Below are 20,685 nucleotides of genomic sequence, written 5' to 3'. Positions count from 1 at the left end.
CGCCGTCGCCGCGGTCGCCGCCGACCTGCCGACCGGCGGCCCGCTCGCCGCCGCGCTCTCGGGCGGCGCGCTGCGCGACGCGACCCGCGTCGCCGGCGCCCCGATCGGCCTCTGGGTCGAGGTCCTGCACGCCAACGCGACCGCCACCGCCGACGTGCTCGAGGCGACCGCCAGACGGCTGCAGCAGGCCGCAACCGCCCTGCGCTCCGGCGATCACGACCGGCTGGAGGACGCCTGGCTGGCCGGCGGATCCGCCCGCGAGCGGATCGTCCGCTCCCGCTGGTCCGACCCCGAGTGGGCGCCCTTCACCGTCCCCGCCACCTGGGCCGCGCTGCTGGCCCTCGGCGCCCAGGGCGTCGGCCTGCGCAACCTGCGCGCCGGTCAGGACGGGACGGTCATGGGCTCGCGGACGACGGCTCGTCGCTGAGCGCCCCGCCCAGCCGATCGCGGCCGACCACCGCCAGCCGCCGCGGCATCACCGTCCACAGCAGCACCAGCGCCGCCGCCGCCGCGATCGCCAGGCCGACGTAGACGTGCGAGACCGCGGCGCTCATCGCGCGGCCCAGGTAGGCGGTCGCGTCGGCGGTGAACCCGCCGCCGCCCTCGAGCGCGCGGCTGATCCCGTCGATGTCGGCCGGCAGCTGGTGGCGCAGGTCGGCGGGCGCGTCGGCCAGGCGGGCGTGGAGCGTCCCGTTGGCGATCGCGCCGAAGATCCCGGCCCCGATCGTCTGGCCCATGAAGCGCGAGAACATCGCGGTGCTGGTGACCACGCCCCGCCCCTCCCAGCCGACCGTCGACTGGACGCCGACGATCAACGGCACCGACAGCAGGCCGCAGCCGACCCCGAGCACCAGGCTGACCGCCACCACCTCGGCCGTCGACGGCCGCTCGGGCAGGGCCACGAACGCCAGCGTCGCGAGGGTCGCGATCGTCGCGCCGATCAGGGCGCTGTCGCGGAAGCCGATCCGCAGGTAGGCGCGGTTGGCGTAGGCCGCCGCGATCGGCCAGCTGACGATCATCACCGCCAGCAGGAAGCCCGCCGCCACCGACCCCAGGCCCATCACCGTCTGCCCGAACAGCGGCAGGAACGTCGTCGGCCCGATCACCAGCACCCCCAGGCAGCCCATCCCGAGGTTGGCGCCGAGGCGGTCGCGGGACCAGACCCACGGCGGCATCACCGGCGCCGGCGCGCGCCGCTCGACCACCACCGTCGCGATCGCCGCGACCGCCGCCAGCGCGAAGACCGCGATGCTCTGCGGCGAGCCCCAGGCCCACGAGACGCCGCCCTGCAGCAGGCCGAAGACCAGCGCCCCCGACGCCGTCAGCAGCAGCGCCGCGCCCGCCACGTCGAGCTGCCGCGACACGCGGACGACCCGCTCCTGCAGGTGCCGCCAGAGCAGCGCCATGGCGACGATCCCGATCGGCAGGTTCAGCAGGAAGATCCAGCGCCACGAGAGGCTGCCCGCGAAGAGCCCGCCGACCAGCGGCCCGATCACCGCCGAGACGCCCCAGACGCTCGCCAGCCGGGCCTGGACGCGACCGCGCTCGGCCAGCGGGTAGAGGTCGCCGGCGACCGTCTGGACCGTCGCGTTGATCGCTCCGGCGCCGACGCCCTGCAGCGCCCGGAAGGCGATCAGCCCGACCATGCTCCAGGCGCTCGCGCAGAGCGCCGAGCCGACCAGGAAGATCGCGATCCCGGCCAGCAGCACCGGCTTGCGACCGTGGACGTCGGCCAGCTTGCCGTAGATCGGGATCGTCACCGTCTGGGTCAGCAGGTAGGCCGAGAAGACCCAGCCGAAGAGCGAGAAGCCACCCAGGTCGCCGACGATCTGCGGGACGGCGGTCGCGACGATCGTGGCCTCCAGCGCCGCCAGCGCCAGGGTCATCATCAGCGCCGCCACGACCCAGCCGCGGCGGTCCGGGGCGACGGCGCTCATCGATCGGGGTCGGGGTCGGGGCAGGGCTCGGTGTGCACGAGCACGTCGGCCAGCCACGGGCAGCGCTCGCGGACGGCCTCCTCGATCCGTCCGGCCTCGCGGTGGGCGTCGCCGACCGTGCAGCCCGCCGGCAGCAGGATCGTGACCAGCACCACGCGGCCGCGCTCGGTGTCGCGCATCTCGATCGCGCTCGGGCCGCGGCCGGTCGCCTGGCGGACCGCCGCGTCGACCGACGCGCGCTCGAACTCGCCGTCGTCCTCGTCGACCGCCCGCGCCGGCGTCGGCGGGCGCAGCGGCTCGATGTGGGTCGTCACCCCGCGGACGCTGGCCACCGCGCCGCGGATCTCCCGCTCGACCCGCTCGGCGATCTCGTGGCCCTCCTCCAGCGACAGCTCGGGCGCGACCTTGACGTGCAGCGTCACCTCCTCGCCGCCGCCGGGCAGCGAGAGCACGTCGACGTTGTGGACCTCGTGGACGCGGGCGACCCGCAGCGCGGCGGCGGTCGCCGTCTCGCGCACGCCGCCCTCGCGCGCGACCGGCTCGACGTGGACCACGACGTCGGTGTTCGGCAGCGCCTGCTCGATCGCGTCCTCGACCTCGTCGGCGCGCGCGTGGGCCAGCTCCAGCCCGGCGTCGGCGCGGACCGCGATCACGACGTCGACGAAGTTGCGACCGGCGGCGTGGCGGGTTCGCAGGCGGCGGACGTCGGCCGGGCGCTCCATCGCGGCGACCGCCTGGCGGACGGCGATCACCGAGCGCTGGTCGGCCCGGTCCATCAGCACGTCGATCGAGCCGCGCAGCAGCCGGATCGCCGCCGCGATCACCAGCACCGCCACCAGCAGCGCCGCGACGGCGTCGGCCTCGGGCCAGCCGAGCGCGACGCCGATCATGCCCAGCAGGACCGCGATCGAGCCCGACAGGTCGCCCGCGAAGTGCAGCGCGTTGGCGGCCAGCGCCGGCGATCCGAACCGTTCGGCGGCGCGGTGCGAGGCGATCATCCGCGTCAGGTCGATCGCGATCACCAGCAGGATCACCGCGATCGCCCACCAGGTGGCGTCGATCTCGTGGCTCCCGGGCGAGGAGAGCCGCTCGATCGCGGTCGTCGCCAGCCAACCGGAGACCAGGATCAGGAACGCCGACTCGGCCAGCGCCGCCAGGTGCTCGGCCTTGCCGTGGCCGAACTGGTGCTGCTCGTCGGGCGGCTTGACGGCGACCGAGACCGCAAACAGCGTCAGCAGCGCCGCGACCAGGTCGGCGCCGGAGTGGGCGGCCTCGGCGAGCAGGCCGAGCGAGCCGGTGATCAGGCCGGTGGTCAGCTTCAGGACGACCAGCACGACGGCGGCGCCGACGCTCAGCAGCGCGGTCCGGCGACGGCCGGCGATGTCGCCGCGCCCGCCGGAGCCCGATCGGGCGTCCGACGCGGTCGGATCGGGCGTGCGCGGATCCGCCGGCATCGGGCGATCGTAGATCGTCGTCCTCGCCGGCGAGACGTGGGCTCGGGGGCGGTCGAGGATGTGGCGCGACCTCGTTCCGGGCGCGGCCGCGCATCATCCGAGCGCGGGCGGGCGGCACCGCCCAGCCGTCGCATCCGGCGGCCCGACCCGATAGGACCCAGGGATGCGCACCTCCCCTCCGATCGCGCTCCTGCTCGTCGTCGCCGGCCTGGCCGCCAGCGGCTGCGGCGGCTCCGACAAGGGCTCCGGCGACACCACCGACGCCGCGACCACGACGCCCTCGACGACCGCCGCGACGGCGCCCGCCACCACCGCGACGACGGCCACGACCCCGCCGACGACCGTGACCACGGCGACGACCCCGAGCGGCGGCACGCCCCCGCCCTCCGGCGAGACCACGACCACCGCGACCACCCCGTCGGCCGGCGGCGTCCAGCCGACGATCACCGTCGACGGCACCACCGCCCGCGCGACCGCCGGAGACTCGTCGCTCGGCGAGCTGTGGTGCGACGCCGCCCGCAAGGGCGCCTACGACGCCCAGCTCGGTGGCGCCACGAAGCTCGTCATCACCGTCCGCGGGTCCGACGACGCGCAGGTCTGCGAGCTGCCGCGATAGCGGCGGCGGCCGGCCGACGGCACGACGATCGGGCGGCCCGTCGGGCTATCATTCCCGGCCCCCGGGGGATTGGTGTATCGGTAACACGGCGGTCTCCAAAACCGCAACGCGAGGTTCGATTCCTCGATCCCCCGCCTGTTCGAACGGCGCCCACGTGGGCGCCGTTCGTCGTCGTGGGGCGCCAGGACCTCAGCGGCCGCCCGCCACGTTCCCCTACCATCGCTGCATGGCGTCGCGCGACGAGGTGGCCGCGGCCCGGGTCGTCGCACGCAACGCCGCGGTGCGGGAGAGCCGCGGGGCTCTTCGGCAGTGGCTCAGGCACCCCCTGGAGATCCTGCCCTGGGTCGGCCTCAGCGCCCTGATCGCCGCCACGCTGCTGGTCTGCACGCTGGTGGTCGCCGCGATCGCCTCGCCCGACCCGTCGCTGGCCGGGCAGCTGATCGCCGCCGACCCGACGGTCCGGACCTCGGACTTCCTGTTCGTGCTCGGCCGCAACGGGACCGTGCTGGCGCTGCACCTGATGGTCTGCTTCGCCACCTACCTGGTGCGTCGCTCGCTGCCGCTGCAGGCCGCCGAGATGCGCGGGCTGCAGGGGGTCGTCCACCGCCACGCGGCGACGCCGGCGCTGCTGGTCGTCGCCGCCCTGACCGCCTTCTCGCTGCTGCAGCAGGCTGTGACGCTGGGGCACACGCTGGCCGACGTCGCCGCCGAGTCGCACACCTCCCCCGCGCTGATCCTGGTCCGGCTGCTGCCCCACGCCGCGCCCGAGCTGACCGCCGTCTTCCTGCCGCTGGCCGCCGTCATGTGGCTGGAGCAGAAGCAGCGCTCGCAGGACCTGCTGGCGGCGACGATCGTCTGCGCCGTGATCGCGATCCCGGTCGTGATCCTGTCGGCGTGGATCGAGGTCGCGGTCGCGAGCCGCTTCTTCTGAGCCCCGGCCGCGGGCCGCGCCGGAGCCGGCCCGTTCGGACGATGCGGGCGGCGGGACTCGAACCCGCACGACTCGAAGTCACCGGCTCCTAAGGCCGACGCGTCTACCAGTTCCGCCACGCCCGCGCGTGGAGTCAGGTGGGCAAGCCGTCACGAATGCCCTGCAACCCTTCCCCCACGGAGTGTAGGCTGCCACCCGGCATGGCAGCGAAGACGATCATCGAGTGGCCCAACCGCGAGAAGGCCTCGAGCAAGGTCGCACGGATCCTCGTGATCCTGTCCCTGCTCGTCTCGTCCGCGCTGATCGCGATCGTGTCGATCCGCGGATGGGATCTGCTGCAAGCGGCGAAGACCGCCCAGATCCTCTTCATCGCGGTCAACCTGATCTTCGTGATCCAGCTGCTGCGCTGGAGTCGCGGGGTGCTGCCGATGGCGGCCGGGATCGCGACCTTCATCGGAATCTTCGCCCTCGTCTCGGTCACCAAGTGGTACGAGCGCGACCAGCCGGGCTACAAGGACGCCGACCTCTCGGCCCAGCTCGGCGCGCTGACGATCGGGGTCCTGATCGCCCAGGTGATCGTGATCGTGATCGCGATCGTCGCGTTCTCGCAGAACTGGCAGACCGAGATCGAGCACCACGTCGGCTTCGACGACGACGAGCCCGCGCCGAGCACCGGCGCTCCGGCGACGGCCTGAGCCGACCGGCGGTCGATCGCGACCGCCGCTGGCCGCGCGGGCGCCGCGGCCCCTACGATCTGTGCCCCGGGGCCTGCGCCCCGACACCTGCCCGGGTGGCGGAACGGTAGACGCGGCGGACTCAAAATCCGCTTCTCGCAAGGGAGTGTGGGTTCGATTCCCACCCCGGGTACTGCGCTCGCCGGGCGTCGCCGCCGGCCCTCTGTCGGCCAGGACGTCCGCTCTGCCCCCCTTCCGGTCCCGATCGGCCCTTCCGAGCCCGCCGGCCGGCGACTTTCATTCGGCAGATGGCGACGAGCGACAGATCGATCACCAGGCGCGGGCTGATCGGTGGTGGCAGCGCGGCCACCGTCGGACTGCTGCTCGAGCACCCGGACGTCTCGCAAGCGGCCAAGCGCCGTCGTCCACGCCCTCCGCGGAGGCGCCAGGCCGACGTCCTCGTCGTCGGCGCCGGCGCGGCCGGCATGGCGGCCGCCCACGCGGTCGCGAAGGCGGGGCGCTCGGTGATCGTGATCGAGGCTCGAGAGCGCGTCGGCGGGCGAGTCGAGAACCACGATCTCAGCGGCGGCGAGATCGTCGAGGTCGGCGGGACCTTCGTCGGCCCGACCCAGGACCGCATGTACGCGCTGCTGCGCGAGGTCGGGCTGGGCACCTGGCCGACCTACGACGAGGGCCAGACCAACCTGCTGCTCGAGGGCAAGACGACCCGGGTCAGCAACACCGACCAGTCCACCTACGTCGGCGCCCTCGGCCTGGTCGGCGGCCTCGAGGTGCTCAACGTCTTTCCCCAGATCGACCAGATGGCCCGCGAAGTGCCCGTCGGAGCGCCCTGGACCGCCGGTCGCGCGCAGGAATGGGACGGCAAGACCGTCGAGACGTTCAAGAACGAGCACTTCCAGAGCGCGGAGAGCCGCAGCCTGTTCGACGCGTTCCTGCGGATCCTGCACGGCGCCGGACCGAACGAGGTGTCGCTGCTGTTCCTGCTGTCCTACGTCGCCGCCGCGGGCAACGAGACGACGCCCGGCACCCTCAACAGCCTCATCGGGACGACGGGCGGGGCGCAGCAGGATCGGATCGTCGGCGGATCCCAGCGCCTCTTCGTCGAGATCGCCCGATCGCTCGGCAGCCGTAACGTCGTCCTGAGCTCGCCCGCCCGGCGGATCTCCCAGGACGGCTCGCACGTCACCGTCACCACCGATCGCGCGTCCTTCGTCGGCAAGCAGGTCGTCGTGGCGGTCCCTCCCGCACTCTGCCAGCGGATCGAGTACGAGCCGCTGCTGCCCGCCGTGCGCGACCAGCTGACCCAGCGGTTCCCGATGGGCTCCTACGCGAAGGTCGAGGTCTTCTATCCCCAGCCGTTCTGGCGCGACGAGGGGCTCAACGGCCAGGTCGTGGGCGAGGGCGTCATCGGCTGCAGCTGGGACTCCTCGCCCCCGGACGGGCGCCCCGGCGTGATGGCGTGCTTCATCGGGGGCGACCGACACCGGGCCTGGAACCGGCAGAACCTGCCGACGCGCCGCAAGCTGATCGTCGACGAGCTGGTCCGCTACTTCGGCCCGCGGGCGGCCAAGCCGATCGACTACTTCGAGAAGCGCTGGACCGGCGCCGAGATGTGGTCGCGCGGCGGCCCGACCGGGTTCGCCGCGCCCGGGGTGCTGACCGGATTCGGCGAGCAGCTCCAAACCCCGTTCGGACGCATCAAGTGGGCGAGCACCGAGTCCTCCGACTACTGGATCGGCTACATGGAGGGCGCCGTTCGAGCCGGCCAGCGCGCCGCCCGGCAGGTGCTCGCGGACCTCTGACGATGCGCAGCCCGTCAGGCAGCCGTCGTCGATGCTGACGGCCGCCTCCGCACCGTCGCGAAGCGTCGCCGCCGGACGGGATCAACCGTGTACGGTCCCGGCGTCGACGACGTCCGGCGGTGAGATGCAGCGACAGGGAACATCGAGCGGCGCACCGGCAGCGCGGGAGCACGACCCTGCCCTCCCGGAGGAGCGTCGCTACCACGACGCGGTGGTGCCGCCGTCGGTGATCGCGGGCCTGCTGCAGCAGGCCGGCGAGCGGCGCATCGACCCGGCGCCGTGGTTTCGCGGCCTCGGCATCAGCGCGGCGCACTGCGAGGTCGCGACCACGCGGATCTCCTACCGCCAGGCCGCCGAGATCATCCGTCGCGCGCTGGCGTCGCTTCCCGGCGAGCCGCTCGGGCTCCATGTCGGGACGCGCGACCCCCTGGTCTCCTTCGGGGTGCTCGGCTTCGCGATGATGTCGTGTCGCACCGTCGGAGAGGCGCTCGCGATCGGTCTCGAGCACCATCAGGCGGCGGGCAGCCTGGTCGACGTCAGCACGGACGTCCGTGACGGCCGCGTCGTGGTGCGCGTGCACGAGCGCTTCCCGGATCCCTCGCTGCTCCCGTTCCTGTGCGAGGAGGCCTTCGCGAGCATGATCCTGGTGACCCGGGCGATCGTCGGCCGGAGCCTCTCGCCGCTGTCGGTCGAGCTCGCCTATCCGGCTCCCAGCTACGCCGCCGCCTACCGCCGGATCTTCAACTGCGAGGTGCGCTTCGACAGCGACGCGAACCGCCTGACGATCGATGCGGGCGTGCTCGCGGCGCCGGTCCGGCGTCACGATCCGGCGAACCTGGCCGTCGCGCTCGCGGCGTGTCGCGAGCAGCTCATCGGCACGGCGGCGACCAACGATCTCGTCGCGACCGTCGAGCGACTGCTCCGCGAGGCGCACGGCGAGCGCCCGTCGGCCGCGGAGGTCGCCGAGCGCCTGCACATCAGCGTGCGCGGCCTGCGCCGCCAGCTCGCGGCGAGTGACGAGACCTTCACCTCGATCCGCAACCGCGTGCTCGAGCAGCGGGCCCGCGCGATGCTCTCCGATCCGCGCCGGCCGCCGGTCGCGGCGGTCGCGGACGACCTGGGCTTCAGCGACTCGCGAGAGTTCCGGCGCGCGTTCCGGCGCTGGACAGGCATCGCGCCGAGCGACGCGCGCTCCGGGGCGAGGCGGACCGCCGACGGCGGCGAACGCGCCTGACGTCGGCCCCGGGGAGCCCCCTCGCGCAGGTGTACGCCGGCACGGCATCGGTGATTCGCCTAGTTGGCACCGCCTAGCCCCTGGACGCGATGTTCGACGCCCTACGATCGTCGCGATGCCAGCCCGTCGCTCGCCGTCCGCCGCCCGCCGACCCGGCCGCCGACCCGGCCGCCAGCGGTCCACCCTCGTCGCCCTGCCGGCCGCGCTCGCGCTGCTGGCGCTGCCCGCGACCGTGCCCGCGGCGACGATCTTCGGCACGCCCTCCAGCGACCTGCGGCTGAAGGCGACCAGCCCGGCCGGCGACACGATCTACACCGACGGCGGGCACGACGTCGTCCAGGGCGGTCCCGGGCCCGACGTGATCTACGGCGAGGGCGGCCACGACCGGATCTTCGGGGGCGGCGGCAACGACCGCCTGGACGGCGGCAGCGGCACCGACCAGCTGGCCGGCCAGGACGGCGACGACACCCTGACCGGCGACGTCGGGGCCGACCGGCTCGACGGTGGCGCGGGCAACGACGTGCTCCAGGGCGGCCCCGACCTGGACCGGCTGGTCGGCGGCCCCGGCGACGACCAGCTCGACGGCGGCAGCGCCAGCGACCAGATCGTCGCCGGCGACGGCAACGACACGATCGACGCCACCCGCGGCCAGGACGTCGTCGACGCCGGCCCGGGCGACGACACGATCTACGCCAACGGGCCGAACATGGCCAAGAAGCTCGACTGCGGCGACGGCAACGACGTCCTGCACGTCTCCCCCGCCACCGTCGTCGGCCTGCGCGAGCGCGGCCGGATCATCGACTGCGAGCAGCTCGTGGTCGCCCCGCTCGCGGCCGACCCGCTGCGCGGCGTCCACATCAGCACCAGCGACTGGGCCGACGGCACCGTGACCGGCTCGGCCGGCAACGACGAGCTCTACGGCGGCCACGGCAGCAACACGATCCTCGGCCTCGGCGGCGACGACATCATCTTCGGCGACAACCGACCGGACAACGGCGGCCCGAAGGCCCGCCACCAGCGCGACGTGCTCCGCGGCGGCGACGGCAACGACACGATCTACGGCGGCCGCAACGGGACCAAGACGATCTACGGCGGCGCGGGTGACGACTACCTGCAGGGCGGGTTCGACGCCAACGTCGTCCGCGGCGAAGGCGGCGCCGACACGATCCGCCTGGTCGGCAACGGCCGCAACCGCGCCTACGGCGGCGAGGGCGACGACACGATCCAGACCGCCACCAAGATCCGCGCCTTCGTCGACTGCGGCCCCGGCAACGACGTCGTCCGCTACGGGTCGGTCAAGCCGCGGACGCGCAACTGCGAGCGCAAGATCGACGCCTGGGCGGCCCACAAGCGCAAGCTGCGGGCGGCGAACGAGGCCCGAAACGCCGCCAAGCGCAAGGCGCGGCGCCGCGCGCAGGGCTGAGCGCCCCGCGCCCTAGGCGCCGGCGACGGGGCCGACGAGCGCGCGCAGCTCGTCGATCAGCGCCGGCGGGGCGACCAGGATCCCGGGCTGCAGCGCGCCGAACGGCTCCAGCCGCTCGACCCGCAGCCCGACCGCGCGAGCGATGACCTCGCCGGCGGCGGTGTCCCAGGCCTTCACGCCGTACTCGAAGTAGGCGTCCCCGCGCCCGGCCGCGACCCAGGCCAGGTCGAGGGCCGCGCTGCCCGCGCGCCGCAGGTCCCGGACCGCCGGGAGCAGGCGCGAAACGATCGTCGCCTGCTCGCGCCGGACCTCGGCCGCGTAGCCGAAGCCGGTGTGGACCAGAGCGTGGCCGAGCCCGCCCTCGGGCGCCGGCCGCGGCTCCAGCGGCTCGCCGTCGAGCGTCGCCGGACCGCCGGCGGTGGCGGCGAACAGCTCGCCCCGGAGCGGGTCCAGGACGACGCCGACCAGACCCTCGCAGGCGACGCTGACGCACCACTGCGGGATCCCGTAGAGGAAGTTGACCGTCCCGTCGAGCGGGTCCACGACCCAGCGGCGACCGGTCGTGCCGACCACGTCGTCGCCCTCCTCGCCGACGATCCCGTCGTCGGGGACCCGGCGGGCGAGGACCTCGCGGATCGCCCGCTCGGCGGCCAGGTCGGCCTCGCTGACCGGGTCGGTGGCGGTGGTCTTCGAATCGACCCGCAGGGCCGTCAGGTCGCCCGCCCGGGACACCAGCTCCGCCGCCCCCACGCGCGCCGCCTCCTCGGCCACGCGCAGCAGCTCCTCCAGGTCGACGGGCTCGGCGGTGGCCACGGTGCTCATGCCCCCATCCTGGCAACCCCGTGCGCCGGTCGGGTTGCGCAGCGGTGTCCCCGCGTCGCTCAGTCCAGGCCCGACGGCCGGTCGCCGGCCCACGGCCGGTCGCGCTCCAGCTGGCCGGCGAGCGACAGCAGCCGCCGCTCGCTGCGCGGCGCGCCGACCAGCTGCGCCGCCATCGGCAGCCCGGCGCGATCGCGGCCGACGGGGACCGACGCGACCGGGTAGCCGACGACGTTCCACAGCGGCAGGGTCGGGATCCGCAGCCCGACGCCGAGGGTCGTCAGCAGGCCGCCGCGGCGCTGGAAGGCCCCGATCCGCCACGGCGGGCCGACCATCGACGGCTGCAGGACGACGTCGAACTCGCCAAAGAACGGCTCCAGCTCCGCCGTCAGCCGCCGCTCGCCGTCGCGGGCCCAGCGCAGCGCCCGATCGGGCACCAGCCGGCCGAGCCGCCGCATCCCCCGCCCGCGCCGCTCGAGCCACTCCTGGTGCGGCAGGCTCGCGACGTCGTCGCCGGCCCCGCGCAGGAACCGGACGACGAACTGCGCGGCCGCCCGCAGGCCGACCGGCAGCTCGCGCTCGACGACGTCGTGGCCGAGCGCCCGCAGCCGCTCGGCGGTCTCGCGGATCGCCGCCCGCCGCTGGGCCTCGATCGGCGACGGCCCCGCCGGCCCGCGCCACGCCAGGGCGATCCGCAGCCGTCCGGGGTCGGCGGCGGCCGCGGCCCGATAGGAGCCCGCCGGCGCCTCGCCGCCCTCCGGATCGCCGTCGCCGGCGATCACGTCGAGCATCGCGGCCGCGTCGGCGACGGTGCGCCCGATCGGCCCCAGCACCGAGAGCCCGTGCCAGACCTCGGCGCTCGGCGCCAGCGACACCAGGTCGCGCGTCGGCTTGACGCCGAAGAGGCCGCAGAAGCCGGCCGGGATCCGGATCGAGCCGCCGCCGTCGGAGCCGGTCGCAACGCCGACGAGGCCGCCGGCGACCGCCGCGCCGGTCCCGCCCGACGATCCGCCGGGCGTGCGGTCGAGGTCCCAGGGGTTGCGCGTCGCGCCGCGGACGAGGGTCTCGGTGAACGGCCACATGCACCGCTCGGGGACGTTCGTGCGCCCGACGATCACCGCCCCGGCGGCGCGCAGGCGGGCGACGACCTCGCTGTCGCGCTCGGCCGGCGGAAACTGCGGGCGGCCGCCGAATCCGGTCACGTCGCCGGCCACGTCGACGTCGTCCTTGACCGCGATCGGCACGCCCAGCAGCGGCGTCCGCTCGCCGGCGTCGAGGCGCTCCTGGGCCGCGACGGCCGCCGCCCGCGCCTCGTCGGCGAAGACCGCGCGGAAGGCGTTGAGCTGCGGGTCGACGCGGGCGATCCGGTCGAGCACCGCCTCCAGCAACTCCGGCGCGGTCGTCCGGCCGTCGCGCAGCGCCGCGGCCTGCGCGTCGCCGCCGGCCCAGAGCAGGTCGTCGAGGTCCATGGGCGGGACGCTACCGAGGGCCCGGCCGCGACCGCCACCGGAGGGCGCTTGGCGATCGTTCGCACGACGTGAACGATCGCCAAGCGGCGGCGCGGCGAGCACCCTGCCCCGTCCCGGTGGGCACGCTCGAGGACCGTGCGGATCACCCGAACAACGGCCGAGCGCCCTGCGGCGTCGTCCCCGTCCGCGCCTGCTACAACCGGCCGATGCCCGCGATCGCCCCGCCGCCCCGATGAGCCGTCCCGTCGCCGTCGTCACCGGGGCCAGCAGCGGAATCGGCGCGGCGGTCGCGCGGCGGCTCGCGGGCGAGGGATTCGACCTGGTGCTCGGCGCCCGGCGGGCCGACCGGCTGGCGGCGGTGGCCGCGGAGACCGGCGGTCGCGCGGTCGCGCTCGACGTCACCGACGCCGACTCGGTGGCCGCGTTCTGCGCGACGGTCGAGCGCTGCGACGTGCTCGTCAACAACGCCGGCGGCGCGCTCGGGCTGGAGCCGGTGCAGGACGCCGACCTCGACCGGTGGCGGTGGATGTACGAGGCCAACGTGCTCGGCGTCGCCCGCGTGACCAAGGCCCTGCTGGAGCCGCTGGCCGCGTCCGGCGACGGGCGGGTCGTGATCGTCGGCTCGATCGCCGCCTTCGAGGTCTACCCCGGCGGCGCCGGCTACACCGCGGCCAAGCATGCGGTCGGCGCCCTCACCCGCACACTGCGGCTGGAGCTGCTCGGCCGTCCGGTGCGCGTGATCGAGGTCGACCCGGGGATGGTCGAGACCGAGTTCTCCGCCGTCCGCTTCGACGGCGACCAGGCGCGCGCCGACGCGGTCTACGACGGCATGACCCCGCTCAGCGCCGACGACGTGGCCGACGTGATCTCGTTCGCCGTCACCCGGCCGGCGCACGTCAACCTGGACCAGGTCGTCGTGCGGCCGCGCGACCAGGCGACCGCCCGCGACGTCCACCGCGAGGCGTAGGCGGCTCCTCAGCGCGGCTCGTCGTCCGGCGGCGGCAGCACCACCGGCCGCAGCGGCATCGCGACCGCCGGCGCCTGCTCCAGGCCGGCGGCCTCCTCGGCGTCCTCGGGCACCTCGCGCGCCACCGGCCGCAGGGCGACCACGACCAGCACCAGCCCGACCAGCAGCAGCGCCAGCGGCCAGCCGACCAGGCCGCCGCCCCCGCGCGACACCACCAGCAGCGCCGCGACCAGGCCGATCGCGCCCAGCCAGCCCGGGCCCTGCTCGCGGGCGGCCGACCCGAGCCCGACCAGGCCGAAGCCGCAGACGAGCAGCAGCAGCTCCCAGCCGGTCCCCGCCGCGCCGCTGCCGGGCACGACGCCGAGCGCGTCGGCCAGCCGATGGTCGGCGCGGACGAGGAACGTCGCCGACAGCAGCACCACCGTGACGCCGAGCACGTCGGCGAGCACGACCGCGTGGCGGTAGCGGCGATCGAAGCGGACCAGGATCGCGCCGACCAGCAGCACCAGGACGACGACGAGCATCAGCCGCACGCCGTCCAGCGGGTCGTCGCCGGGCCACGCGGCGCCGGCGGCGGCCAGTAGCGCGACGATCGCCAGCACCGTCCCGAGCAGCAGCGCCAGCGTCGCGTCCCGCCGCCGCGCCAGCGCCAGGCCGCAGATCGCGCCCGCGCCGGCCACCCAGGCGACCGTCCCCGCCATCGGCCGGGACGACAGCGACGACCCGAGCAGCGCCGACAGGTGGGCCGCCGCGCCCGTCGCCGCCAGCGTCGCGATCGCGAACAGCAGCTCCTGGTAGGTCCGCGGGCGATCCCCCTGCACCGGTGACCCGAGCCCGAGCAGGCCGGCCAGCAGCGCCAGCCCGGCCGTCAGCGCGAAGCGCGCGCCGTCGCCCAGGTCGAGGCGCAGCTCCGCCTCGACGGTGAACGCCGTGAGCACGACGACTCCGGCAGCCAGCGTGTTGCCGCGGTGCGCACGGACCAGCATCGACCGCGCACGGTCGCACGCCGCGGCGCCGGTTGTCGAGCCGGTCGGCGTCGACGGCGTCCACGCGTCCCGCGGCGCCCAGCTGCCCATCCGTCTGGCCATCCGTCCTGGAGTGACGGCCCGCACCCACCGCACACCTATACTCCCCCGTCGTGTTCGGCCCTGTTGCGATCCTTGGTGGAACTGGTCAGCTCGGGTTCGGGCTCGCCTTGCGTCTGGCGCGTGCCGGGGTCCCGGTGATCATCGGCTCCCGCGACGCCGGCCGAGCGGCCGAGGCGGCCGAGCGGGCCAAGGGCCTGGTCCCCGACGGCGATCTGCGCGGGCTGGAGAACGCCGAGGCGACCACCGCCGCCGAGAAGGTCGTCGTGATCGCGGTCCCGTTCGCCAGCCAGGCCTCGACGTTGAAGGGCCTCTCCGACGTGCTGCGGGAGGACCAGATCGTCCTCGACGCCACCGTCCCGCTGGGTCCCGCGATCGGCGGCAAGCCGACGACGCTGGTCGGGGTCTGGCAGGGCTCCGCCGCCCAGCAGGCCCAGTCGCTGGTCCCGGCCGGCGTGAAGGTCGTGTCGGGCCTGCACACCCTCTCGGCCGATCTGCTGACCGACCTCGATCACGACCTGGCGCAGGACACGTTGATCTGCGGCGATCGCAAGGCCGACAAGGCCGTCGTGATCGAGCTGCTGTCCGTGATCGACGGGCTCCGCTGCGTCGACGCCGGGCGTCTGGAGCAGTCGCGGATCGTCGAGGGCCTGACGCCGCTGCTGATCGGCATCAACATCCGCAACAAGGCCCACGCCGGCATCCACATCACGGGGCTCGCATGACCCCGACCGCACCGGTCGTGGTCCTCGCCGGTGGCACCGGCGGGGCGAAGCTCGCCCGCGGGCTGGCCGACCACGTCGGCGAGCAGCTGGTCGTCGTGGCCAACACCGGGGACGACGTCGAGATCCACGGCGGGCACGTCTCGCCCGACCCGGACCTGGTCACCTTCTGGCTCGCCGACCGGATCGACGAGCGCGGCTGGGGCCTGGACGGCGACACGTTCGCGGTCATGGACGGCCTGCGCGAGCTCGGCGAGGACGTCTGGTTCAACCTCGGCGATCGCGACCTGGCGGTCTGCCTGCGGCGCGCCCGCCGGCTGGCCGAGGGCGCCCGCCTGACCGACGTGCTCGGCGAGACGGCGACCGCGCTCGGCGTCGAGGCTCGCGTGCTGCCGCCCAGCGACGACCCGATCCGCACCCGCGTGCGGGCCGACGACCGCTGGTGGCCGTTTCAGGAGTTCATGATCCGCCGCCTGCGCCAGCAGCCGCCGGTGGTCGTCCAGGACGTCGCCTTCGACGGCGCCGACCAGGCGACCGCCAGCGACGAGGTCCTGACCGCGCTGCGCAACGCCCGCGCGATCGTGATCGGCCCCTCCAACCCGGTGATCTCGATCGGCCCGATCCTGGCCGTGCCGGCGATCCGCCAAGCGATCCGCGACGCGCGGACGGGCGGGACCCCGGTCGTCGCCGTCGCGCCGTTCGTGGCCGGCGAGGTCGTCAAGGGCCCGACCAACGCGTTCATGGCCTGGGCCGGCGTCAGCGCCGACGCGACCGGCGTCGCCCGGATCTACGACGGCCTGCTCGACGGCCTCGTGACCGACGAGGCCGGGCCGGAGATCGACCGCCTGGCCGTCCATCGCACCGACACCCTGCTCGCCGACCCGGCCGGACGCCGCCGCGTCGCTGGCGAGGTGCTGGCCTTCTGCGACGAGCTCGCCGCCGCCCGCTCGGGAAGCGCCGCCGCATGAGGACGATCGCGATCGTTCCCGTCAAGCGCTTCAGCAACGCCAAGCAGCGCCTGGCCGACACCCTTCCAGCCCGTTCGCGGGTCGCGCTGATGCAGGCGATGGTCACCGACGTCCTGATCGCGCTGCGCCGCGCGCAGCTGGTCGAGGGCGTGATCGTGGTCACCGGCGAGCCGATCGCCGAGCAGATCGCGATCAACTACAACGCCGAGGTCCTGCCCGACGCCCACGACCTGGGCCACAGCGAGGCCGTCGCCGCCGGCGTCCAGTGGGCGCTCGGGCGCGGTGCCGAGCGGGTGATCCTGGTGCCCGGCGACTGCCCGGTCCTGGACCCCGCCGAGGTCGACGGCCTGCTCGCGCCCGAGCCCCACGGCGGGCCCGAGGTCACGATCGTCCCCGACCGCCACGGCACCGGCACCAACGCGCTGGTGCTGACCCCGCCCGACGTGATGCCGGCGTCGTTCGGCGAGGGCAGCCGCGCGCGCCACGCCGAGGCCGCCAAGGCCGCCGGCGCCGCCGTCTTCGAGGCCGAGCCGCTGACGCTGCTGCTGGACGTCGACACCGGCGAGGACCTCGAGGCGCTGCAGGCGCGCCTGGAGGAGATCCGCGGCGGCGCGTCGCACACGCGCGGACTGCTGCCCCGGATCCTGTGAGCCGCGAGCGCGCGATGGCGGGTGCACCCGGAGCGCAGGCGTGACCGGCGGGCTGCAGGTCACCGCGCTGCCGCCGCTGCCCGAGGTCGTCCCCGGCGACGACCTGGCGGCGCTGATCCGTGCGGTCCACCCCGCGCCGTTCCCATCCGGCGCGGCGCTGGTCGTCTCGCACAAGGTCGTCTCGAAGGCCGAAGGCGCGATCGTCCGCCTGGCCGACGTCGTCCCCGGCCCTCGCGCCCACGAGCTGGCGGCTGCGCTCGGCAAGGATCCGGTGGTCGTCCAGGTCGTGCTCGACCAGAGCAGCGAGATCGTGCGGGCCCGGCGCGGCGTCCTGATCTGCCGGACCCACCACGGGCTGGTCGCCGCCCACGCCGGCGTCGACGGCTCGAACGTCGACGAGGGCTGGTGCGTGACGCTGCCGGCCGACCCGGACGGCTCGGCGCGCGCGCTGCGCGACGCGCTCCCCGGGCGCCCGGCGGTCGTGATCGCCGACAGCTTCGGGCGGCCGTGGCGCCACGGCCAGGCCGAGGTCGCGATCGGCTGCGCCGGCCTGGTCGCGCTCGACGACCAGCGCGGCGCACGCGACCGCCAGGGCCAGGAGCTGCAGGCGACGCAGATCGCGATCGCCGACCAGGTGGCGGCCGCGGCCGACCTCGTGCGGGGCAAGGCCAGTGGGCAGCCCGCCGTCCTCGTCGGCGGCCTGCAGCGGTGGACGACCGCCGAGCACGGGCCCGGCGCCGCGAGCCTGCGGCGGGCCGCGGACGAGGACCTCTTCGGCGCCTGAGCGGCGCTCGCGAGCGCCGTTCACCGGCCGCTCACCAGCGGTTCACGCGCTGGTTACGCCGTACCCATCAGGCTGACCTAGTTTCGCGCGGGCAGGTCCCGTGGGCCGCGCCCGGCCGGCTCGTCGCCGACCGCCAGCCGCCGGCCCACGCCCCCCGTTCGCCCGTCGAGAGGATCCGATGTCCCGTCTCCCGCGCGCCGCTGCCGGCGTGCTCGTCTCCGTGGCCAGCGTGCTCGCTGCCACGGCCGTCGCCGCGCCCCCGGCGTCCGCGTCGCCGTCAGGCGTCGTGATCAGCGAGTTCCGCTTCGGCGGCCCCTCAGGAGCGAACGACGAGTTCGTCGAGCTCTACAACGCCGGCGCCTCGGCGGTCGACATCGGCGGCTGGAAGCTGCAGGGCTGCGCGTCGGGCTCGGGCGCGGCCAGCGACCGCGCCGCCGTGGCCAGCGGCACCAGCCTGCCGGCCGGCAAGCGCTTCCTGTTCGCCAACACCGCCGCCAGCGGCTACAGCGGCAGCGTCACCCCCGACGCCACCTACTCGACCGGCTTCTCCAACAGCGGGATGTCGGGCGTGCGGCTGCTGCGGGCCGACGGGAGCACCGTCGCCGACGGCGCCGGCAGCGCCACCAGCCCCTGCCGCGAGGGCACCGGCCTGGACCTGGCGACGCTCTCCGGCACCAGCGGCAACAGCGCCCACCGCAAGGGCGTCGACGAGGCCCAGGACGGCGACGACAACGCCGCCGACTTCCAGATCGCCGCGGCCGCGCCCCAGAACCTCGGCGGCGGCGGACCGACGGGCCCGACGATCACCCCGATCCACGACGTCCAGGGCAGCGGCGCGTCGAGCCCGAAGAGCGGCCAGACCGTCACGATCGAGGGCGTCGTCACCGGGATCGACGACGAGATCGGCGCCAACTTCACCCAGACCTTCCCCGAGGACGCCGGGGTCTACGTCCAGGCCGAGACGGCCGACGCGGACGCCGACCCCAGCACGTCGGAGGGCATCTTCGTCGGCTACGTCCGCGGCCCGGGCGACGACCGCTCGGCGCTGATCGGCAAGAAGGCCCGGATCACCGGCCAGGTCAAGGAGAAGTTCGGCCTGACGATGATCGCCGAGGCCAACGGCCAGGAGCCGACCGTGCTCGGCGACGGCCAGATCCCGGCCCCGGTCGCGATCGACCAGGCCAAGGCCGCGGCCCAGGTCGTCGGCAGCGGCGGCAACCGGCCCTACTACGAGACGCTCGAGGGGATGCGCGTGACGCTCCCGGTCGGGACGGCCAACAGCGGCGGCACGTCGAAGTTCGGCGAGCTGTTCGTGACGCCGGGCACGACCAAGCAGCGCGTCTTCCGCCAGGACCCGGGCCCGAGCCTGCTGGCGCTGATCGACGACGCCGGCTCCGGCGACCCGGACAACCCCTACGTCCGCGCGCAGCCGTCGACGACGCTGGTCCGCGGCAACCTCTTCGCCAAGGTCGAGAACGCGACCGGCCCGCTCGGCTTCGGCTTCAGCAACTACGACCTGGTGGTCCAGGCCGACGGCAAGCCGACGGTGACCGAGGACCCGGCGGTGCCGGCGGTCTACACGGTCCCCGCCGCGAGCGCCGACGAGGTCCGGATCTCGGGCTTCAACGTCGAGAACCTGTTCCCGCCCGGCGCCGACCTGGACCTGCACACCGTCACCCAGGCCGAGTACGACGAGAAGCTGACCGGCCTCTCGGTCGCGATCAAGGACCGCCTGCGGGCTCCCGAGGTCGTCGCGATCCAGGAGATCGGCGACAGCCAGGGCGCCACCGGCGGCAAGACCAGCCTGCAGGTGCTGCAGGACCTGGCGACGAGGATCGGCGGCTACACGGCCTACGCCGAGGAGGGCTTCGACTCGCGCGGGATCGACGTCGGGTTCCTCGTCAAGGACGGCGTCGTCGTCCACGGCGCGGCCCGCCAGGTCGGGCGCGACGTGACCGCCACGGGCGGCCTCAGCTGCGGCGACACGTCGCAGCTGTTCGACCGGCCGCCGCTGGCGCTCGACGTCGAGCCGCGGCCCGGCACGCGCCTGACCGTGATCAGCAACCACTTCGCCTCGAAGTCGGCCGTCGACGGCTGCCGCGACCAGCAGGCCGCGGTCGTCCGCCAGGAGGCCGAGCGGCTGCAGGCCGAGGGCACCGAGGTGCTGGCGATCGGCGACCTCAACGCCTTCGAGGACGAGTCGCCGCTGACGGTCGCCCAGCAGGGCGGCACGCTCACCGACCTCTGGAGCCGCGCGCCCGAGCAGGAGCGCTACAGCTTCATGTACCAGGGCAAGCTGCAGACGCTCGATCACGCGCTGGCGACGCCGGGGCTGCTGCCGAAGGTGCGGGACGTCCGCTACGCGCACCTGGACAACGACTACGCGGAGCGCTCCGACCTGGGCCTGCACGTCTCCGACCACGACCCGCCGCTGGTGACGCTGGCGACCCCGGCGGCGCCGGTCGGGCCGAAGCTCGAGGCGACGACCCCGACGTTCCCCGACCAGGCGACCGGGACGCTCGGCCCGGTGCGCACGGTGACGGTCCGCAACACCGGTGACGAGGACCTGCACGTCTCGAAGGTGCGGATCAGCGACAGCGACGACGCCTCGGCCGACGACTTCCTCCTCAGCGCCGACGGCTGCGGCGACGGGCACGCGATCGCTCCCGACGCCACCTGCACGGTGCGGCTGCGGTTCGCCCCGGCCCGCGAGCGGACGACGTCGAACGCCAAGCTCGTCCTGACCGCCGACGCGCCCGGCACCCACGAGGTGCCGCTGACGGGCACGAGCACCGGCCTGCCGCAGGGGCCCGAGGGTCCGACCGGTCCGACGGGGCCGACGGGGCCGACGGGGCCGACGGGGCCTGAGGGTCCGACGGGGCCTGAGGGTCCGACGGGGCCCACCGGTCCGACCGGGCCGCAGGGCCCGGGCGGCGCCACCGGCCCCACCGGCCCGACCGGACCGCAGGGACCGGGCGGCGCCACCGGGCCGACGGGCCCGACCGGGCCGACCGGGCCGACCGGCCCCAAGGGCGACACCGGCGCGAAGGGCGCGACCGGGGCGAACGGCCCGACCGGAGCCAAGGGCGACAAGGGCGACAAGGGCGACGCCGGTCCCGCCGGGCCGAA

Annotated in this window: 18 protein-coding genes and 3 tRNA genes; 15 read left to right on the top strand and 6 right to left on the bottom strand. The window is 75.0% G+C overall.

The features are described 5' to 3' along the window. Positions 1 to 427, top strand: a 427-nt coding sequence (locus tag PAI11_RS08640; protein ID WP_040599322.1) for a prephenate dehydrogenase dimerization domain-containing protein, incomplete at its 5' end; no start/stop codon positions are given. On the opposite strand, the gene PAI11_RS08635 is transcribed toward PAI11_RS08640, so the two are convergent. Both PAI11_RS08635 and PAI11_RS08630 read right to left on the bottom strand, forming a co-directional pair. Beyond that, on the bottom strand, positions 396 to 1,937 hold the full coding sequence (locus PAI11_RS08635; protein WP_007573154.1) for an MDR family MFS transporter: 1,542 nt from the start codon (positions 1,935 to 1,937) through the stop codon (positions 396 to 398). The genes PAI11_RS08640 and PAI11_RS08635 overlap by 32 nt on opposite strands. Further along, the gene (locus tag PAI11_RS08630) at positions 1,934 to 3,391 is read right to left on the bottom strand and encodes a cation diffusion facilitator family transporter (RefSeq protein ID WP_007573152.1); all 1,458 of its coding nucleotides are present in this window, start codon (positions 3,389 to 3,391) and stop codon (positions 1,934 to 1,936) included. Before PAI11_RS08630 ends, PAI11_RS08635 begins: the two co-directional genes overlap by 4 nt. A gap of 163 nt (positions 3,392 to 3,554) precedes the next feature. On the opposite strand from PAI11_RS08630, the gene PAI11_RS08625 reads away from it, so the two are divergent. From PAI11_RS08625 to PAI11_RS08615, 3 genes are all read left to right on the top strand, one after another. After that, positions 3,555 to 4,007 (top strand): hypothetical protein, encoded by a 453-nt coding sequence (locus tag PAI11_RS08625; RefSeq protein WP_007573150.1) that lies wholly within the window; start codon positions 3,555 to 3,557, stop codon positions 4,005 to 4,007. Positions 4,008 to 4,070: 63 nt separating this feature from the next. Continuing rightward, positions 4,071 to 4,141 (top strand) — tRNA-Trp (locus PAI11_RS08620). Positions 4,142 to 4,233: 92 nt separating this feature from the next. Then, positions 4,234 to 4,938 carry a stage II sporulation protein M gene (locus PAI11_RS08615; protein ID WP_007573148.1) on the top strand — a complete coding sequence of 235 codons (705 nt, stop codon included), beginning with the start codon at positions 4,234 to 4,236 and terminating at the stop codon, positions 4,936 to 4,938. A gap of 42 nt (positions 4,939 to 4,980) precedes the next feature. Here the strand turns inward: PAI11_RS08615 and PAI11_RS08610 are convergent. After that, positions 4,981 to 5,063, bottom strand: a tRNA-Leu gene (locus tag PAI11_RS08610). 75 nt (positions 5,064 to 5,138) lie between these two features. Here PAI11_RS08610 and PAI11_RS08605 point away from each other — a divergent pair. The 5 genes from PAI11_RS08605 to PAI11_RS08585 all read left to right on the top strand — a co-directional run bounded on the left by PAI11_RS08605 (position 5,139) and on the right by PAI11_RS08585 (position 10,092). Further along, positions 5,139 to 5,633: a hypothetical protein gene (locus tag PAI11_RS08605; RefSeq protein ID WP_007573146.1), complete on the top strand. Its 495-nt coding sequence runs from the start codon at positions 5,139 to 5,141 to the stop codon at positions 5,631 to 5,633. An 89-nt stretch (positions 5,634 to 5,722) separates the two neighbouring features. Beyond that, positions 5,723 to 5,805, top strand: a tRNA-Leu gene (locus PAI11_RS08600). A 115-nt stretch (positions 5,806 to 5,920) separates the two neighbouring features. Further along, positions 5,921 to 7,435: a flavin monoamine oxidase family protein gene (locus tag PAI11_RS08595; protein WP_007573145.1), complete on the top strand. Its 1,515-nt coding sequence runs from the start codon at positions 5,921 to 5,923 to the stop codon at positions 7,433 to 7,435. 211 nt (positions 7,436 to 7,646) lie between these two features. Further along, entirely contained in the window at positions 7,647 to 8,669 is a 1,023-nt protein-coding gene (locus PAI11_RS08590; RefSeq protein ID WP_007573143.1) for an AraC family transcriptional regulator, read from the top strand. A gap of 115 nt (positions 8,670 to 8,784) precedes the next feature. After that, positions 8,785 to 10,092, top strand: coding sequence for a calcium-binding protein (locus PAI11_RS08585; protein ID WP_007573141.1), 1,308 nt, complete (start codon positions 8,785 to 8,787; stop codon positions 10,090 to 10,092). A 12-nt stretch (positions 10,093 to 10,104) separates the two neighbouring features. Here the strand turns inward: PAI11_RS08585 and PAI11_RS08580 are convergent, their stop codons facing one another. Together PAI11_RS08580 and PAI11_RS08575 are read right to left on the bottom strand one after the other, a co-directional pair. After that, complete coding sequence (locus tag PAI11_RS08580; RefSeq protein WP_007573139.1) at positions 10,105 to 10,914, bottom strand: inositol monophosphatase family protein; 810 nt, start codon at positions 10,912 to 10,914, stop codon at positions 10,105 to 10,107. Between the two features lie 59 nt (positions 10,915 to 10,973). After that, positions 10,974 to 12,380, bottom strand: coding sequence for an amidase (locus PAI11_RS08575; protein WP_007573137.1), 1,407 nt, complete (start codon positions 12,378 to 12,380; stop codon positions 10,974 to 10,976). A 232-nt stretch (positions 12,381 to 12,612) separates the two neighbouring features. Between PAI11_RS08575 and PAI11_RS08570 the strand changes: the two genes are divergently transcribed. After that, positions 12,613 to 13,347 carry an SDR family NAD(P)-dependent oxidoreductase gene (locus PAI11_RS08570; protein WP_007573133.1) on the top strand — a complete coding sequence of 245 codons (735 nt, stop codon included), beginning with the start codon at positions 12,613 to 12,615 and terminating at the stop codon, positions 13,345 to 13,347. 8 nt (positions 13,348 to 13,355) lie between these two features. On the opposite strand, the gene PAI11_RS08565 is transcribed toward PAI11_RS08570, so the two are convergent. Then, positions 13,356 to 14,333 (bottom strand): hypothetical protein, encoded by a 978-nt coding sequence (locus tag PAI11_RS08565; protein WP_007573130.1) that lies wholly within the window; start codon positions 14,331 to 14,333, stop codon positions 13,356 to 13,358. Between the two features lie 152 nt (positions 14,334 to 14,485). On the opposite strand from PAI11_RS08565, the gene npdG reads away from it, so the two are divergent. The 5 genes from npdG to PAI11_RS26975 all read left to right on the top strand — a co-directional run. Further along, a complete protein-coding gene (gene npdG, locus PAI11_RS08560) occupies positions 14,486 to 15,157 on the top strand; it encodes an NADPH-dependent F420 reductase (RefSeq protein ID WP_040599316.1) in 672 nt (223 codons plus the stop codon). Then, complete coding sequence (gene cofD, locus PAI11_RS08555) at positions 15,154 to 16,122, top strand: 2-phospho-L-lactate transferase (RefSeq protein WP_040599314.1); 969 nt, start codon at positions 15,154 to 15,156, stop codon at positions 16,120 to 16,122. Before npdG ends, cofD begins: the two co-directional genes overlap by 4 nt. Then, positions 16,119 to 16,772, top strand: a complete 654-nt coding sequence (gene cofC / locus PAI11_RS08550) for a 2-phospho-L-lactate guanylyltransferase (protein ID WP_007573126.1) — start codon at positions 16,119 to 16,121, stop codon at positions 16,770 to 16,772. Before cofD ends, cofC begins: the two co-directional genes overlap by 4 nt. A 40-nt stretch (positions 16,773 to 16,812) precedes the next feature. After that, the gene (gene cofE, locus PAI11_RS08545; protein WP_007573124.1) at positions 16,813 to 17,556 is read left to right on the top strand and encodes a coenzyme F420-0:L-glutamate ligase; all 744 of its coding nucleotides are present in this window, start codon (positions 16,813 to 16,815) and stop codon (positions 17,554 to 17,556) included. Between the two features lie 178 nt (positions 17,557 to 17,734). After that, positions 17,735 to 20,685: lamin tail domain-containing protein (locus tag PAI11_RS26975; protein WP_170320707.1), on the top strand; the 2,951-nt coding region annotated here is incomplete at its 3' end.

It is taken from the genome of Patulibacter medicamentivorans, from assembly GCF_000240225.1.
Classification (GTDB): Bacteria; Actinomycetota; Thermoleophilia; order Solirubrobacterales; family Solirubrobacteraceae; genus Patulibacter; species Patulibacter medicamentivorans.
Note: the sequence above shows the minus strand (reverse complement) of the source record. Positions and strands in the feature narration are given on the sequence as shown.

What these genes read in the sequence shown, in the direction of transcription:
- PAI11_RS08575 (WP_007573137.1), bottom strand. Translation starts at nt 12,380, where the DNA reads ATGGACCTCGACGACCTGCTCTGGGCCGGCGGCGACGCGCAGGCCGCG.
- PAI11_RS08585 (WP_007573141.1), top strand. Translation starts at nt 8,785, where the DNA reads ATGCCAGCCCGTCGCTCGCCGTCCGCCGCCCGCCGACCCGGCCGCCGA.
- PAI11_RS08565 (WP_007573130.1), bottom strand. Translation starts at nt 14,333, where the DNA reads ATGCTGGTCCGTGCGCACCGCGGCAACACGCTGGCTGCCGGAGTCGTC.
- cofC (WP_007573126.1), top strand. Translation starts at nt 16,119, where the DNA reads ATGAGGACGATCGCGATCGTTCCCGTCAAGCGCTTCAGCAACGCCAAG.
- PAI11_RS08635 (WP_007573154.1), bottom strand. Translation starts at nt 1,937, where the DNA reads ATGAGCGCCGTCGCCCCGGACCGCCGCGGCTGGGTCGTGGCGGCGCTG.
- PAI11_RS08605 (WP_007573146.1), top strand. Translation starts at nt 5,139, where the DNA reads ATGGCAGCGAAGACGATCATCGAGTGGCCCAACCGCGAGAAGGCCTCG.
- PAI11_RS08615 (WP_007573148.1), top strand. Translation starts at nt 4,234, where the DNA reads ATGGCGTCGCGCGACGAGGTGGCCGCGGCCCGGGTCGTCGCACGCAAC.
- PAI11_RS08625 (WP_007573150.1), top strand. Translation starts at nt 3,555, where the DNA reads ATGCGCACCTCCCCTCCGATCGCGCTCCTGCTCGTCGTCGCCGGCCTG.
- PAI11_RS08630 (WP_007573152.1), bottom strand. Translation starts at nt 3,391, where the DNA reads ATGCCGGCGGATCCGCGCACGCCCGATCCGACCGCGTCGGACGCCCGA.
- cofD (WP_040599314.1), top strand. Translation starts at nt 15,154, where the DNA reads ATGACCCCGACCGCACCGGTCGTGGTCCTCGCCGGTGGCACCGGCGGG.
- PAI11_RS08595 (WP_007573145.1), top strand. Translation starts at nt 5,921, where the DNA reads ATGGCGACGAGCGACAGATCGATCACCAGGCGCGGGCTGATCGGTGGT.
- PAI11_RS08570 (WP_007573133.1), top strand. Translation starts at nt 12,613, where the DNA reads ATGAGCCGTCCCGTCGCCGTCGTCACCGGGGCCAGCAGCGGAATCGGC.
- PAI11_RS08580 (WP_007573139.1), bottom strand. Translation starts at nt 10,914, where the DNA reads ATGAGCACCGTGGCCACCGCCGAGCCCGTCGACCTGGAGGAGCTGCTG.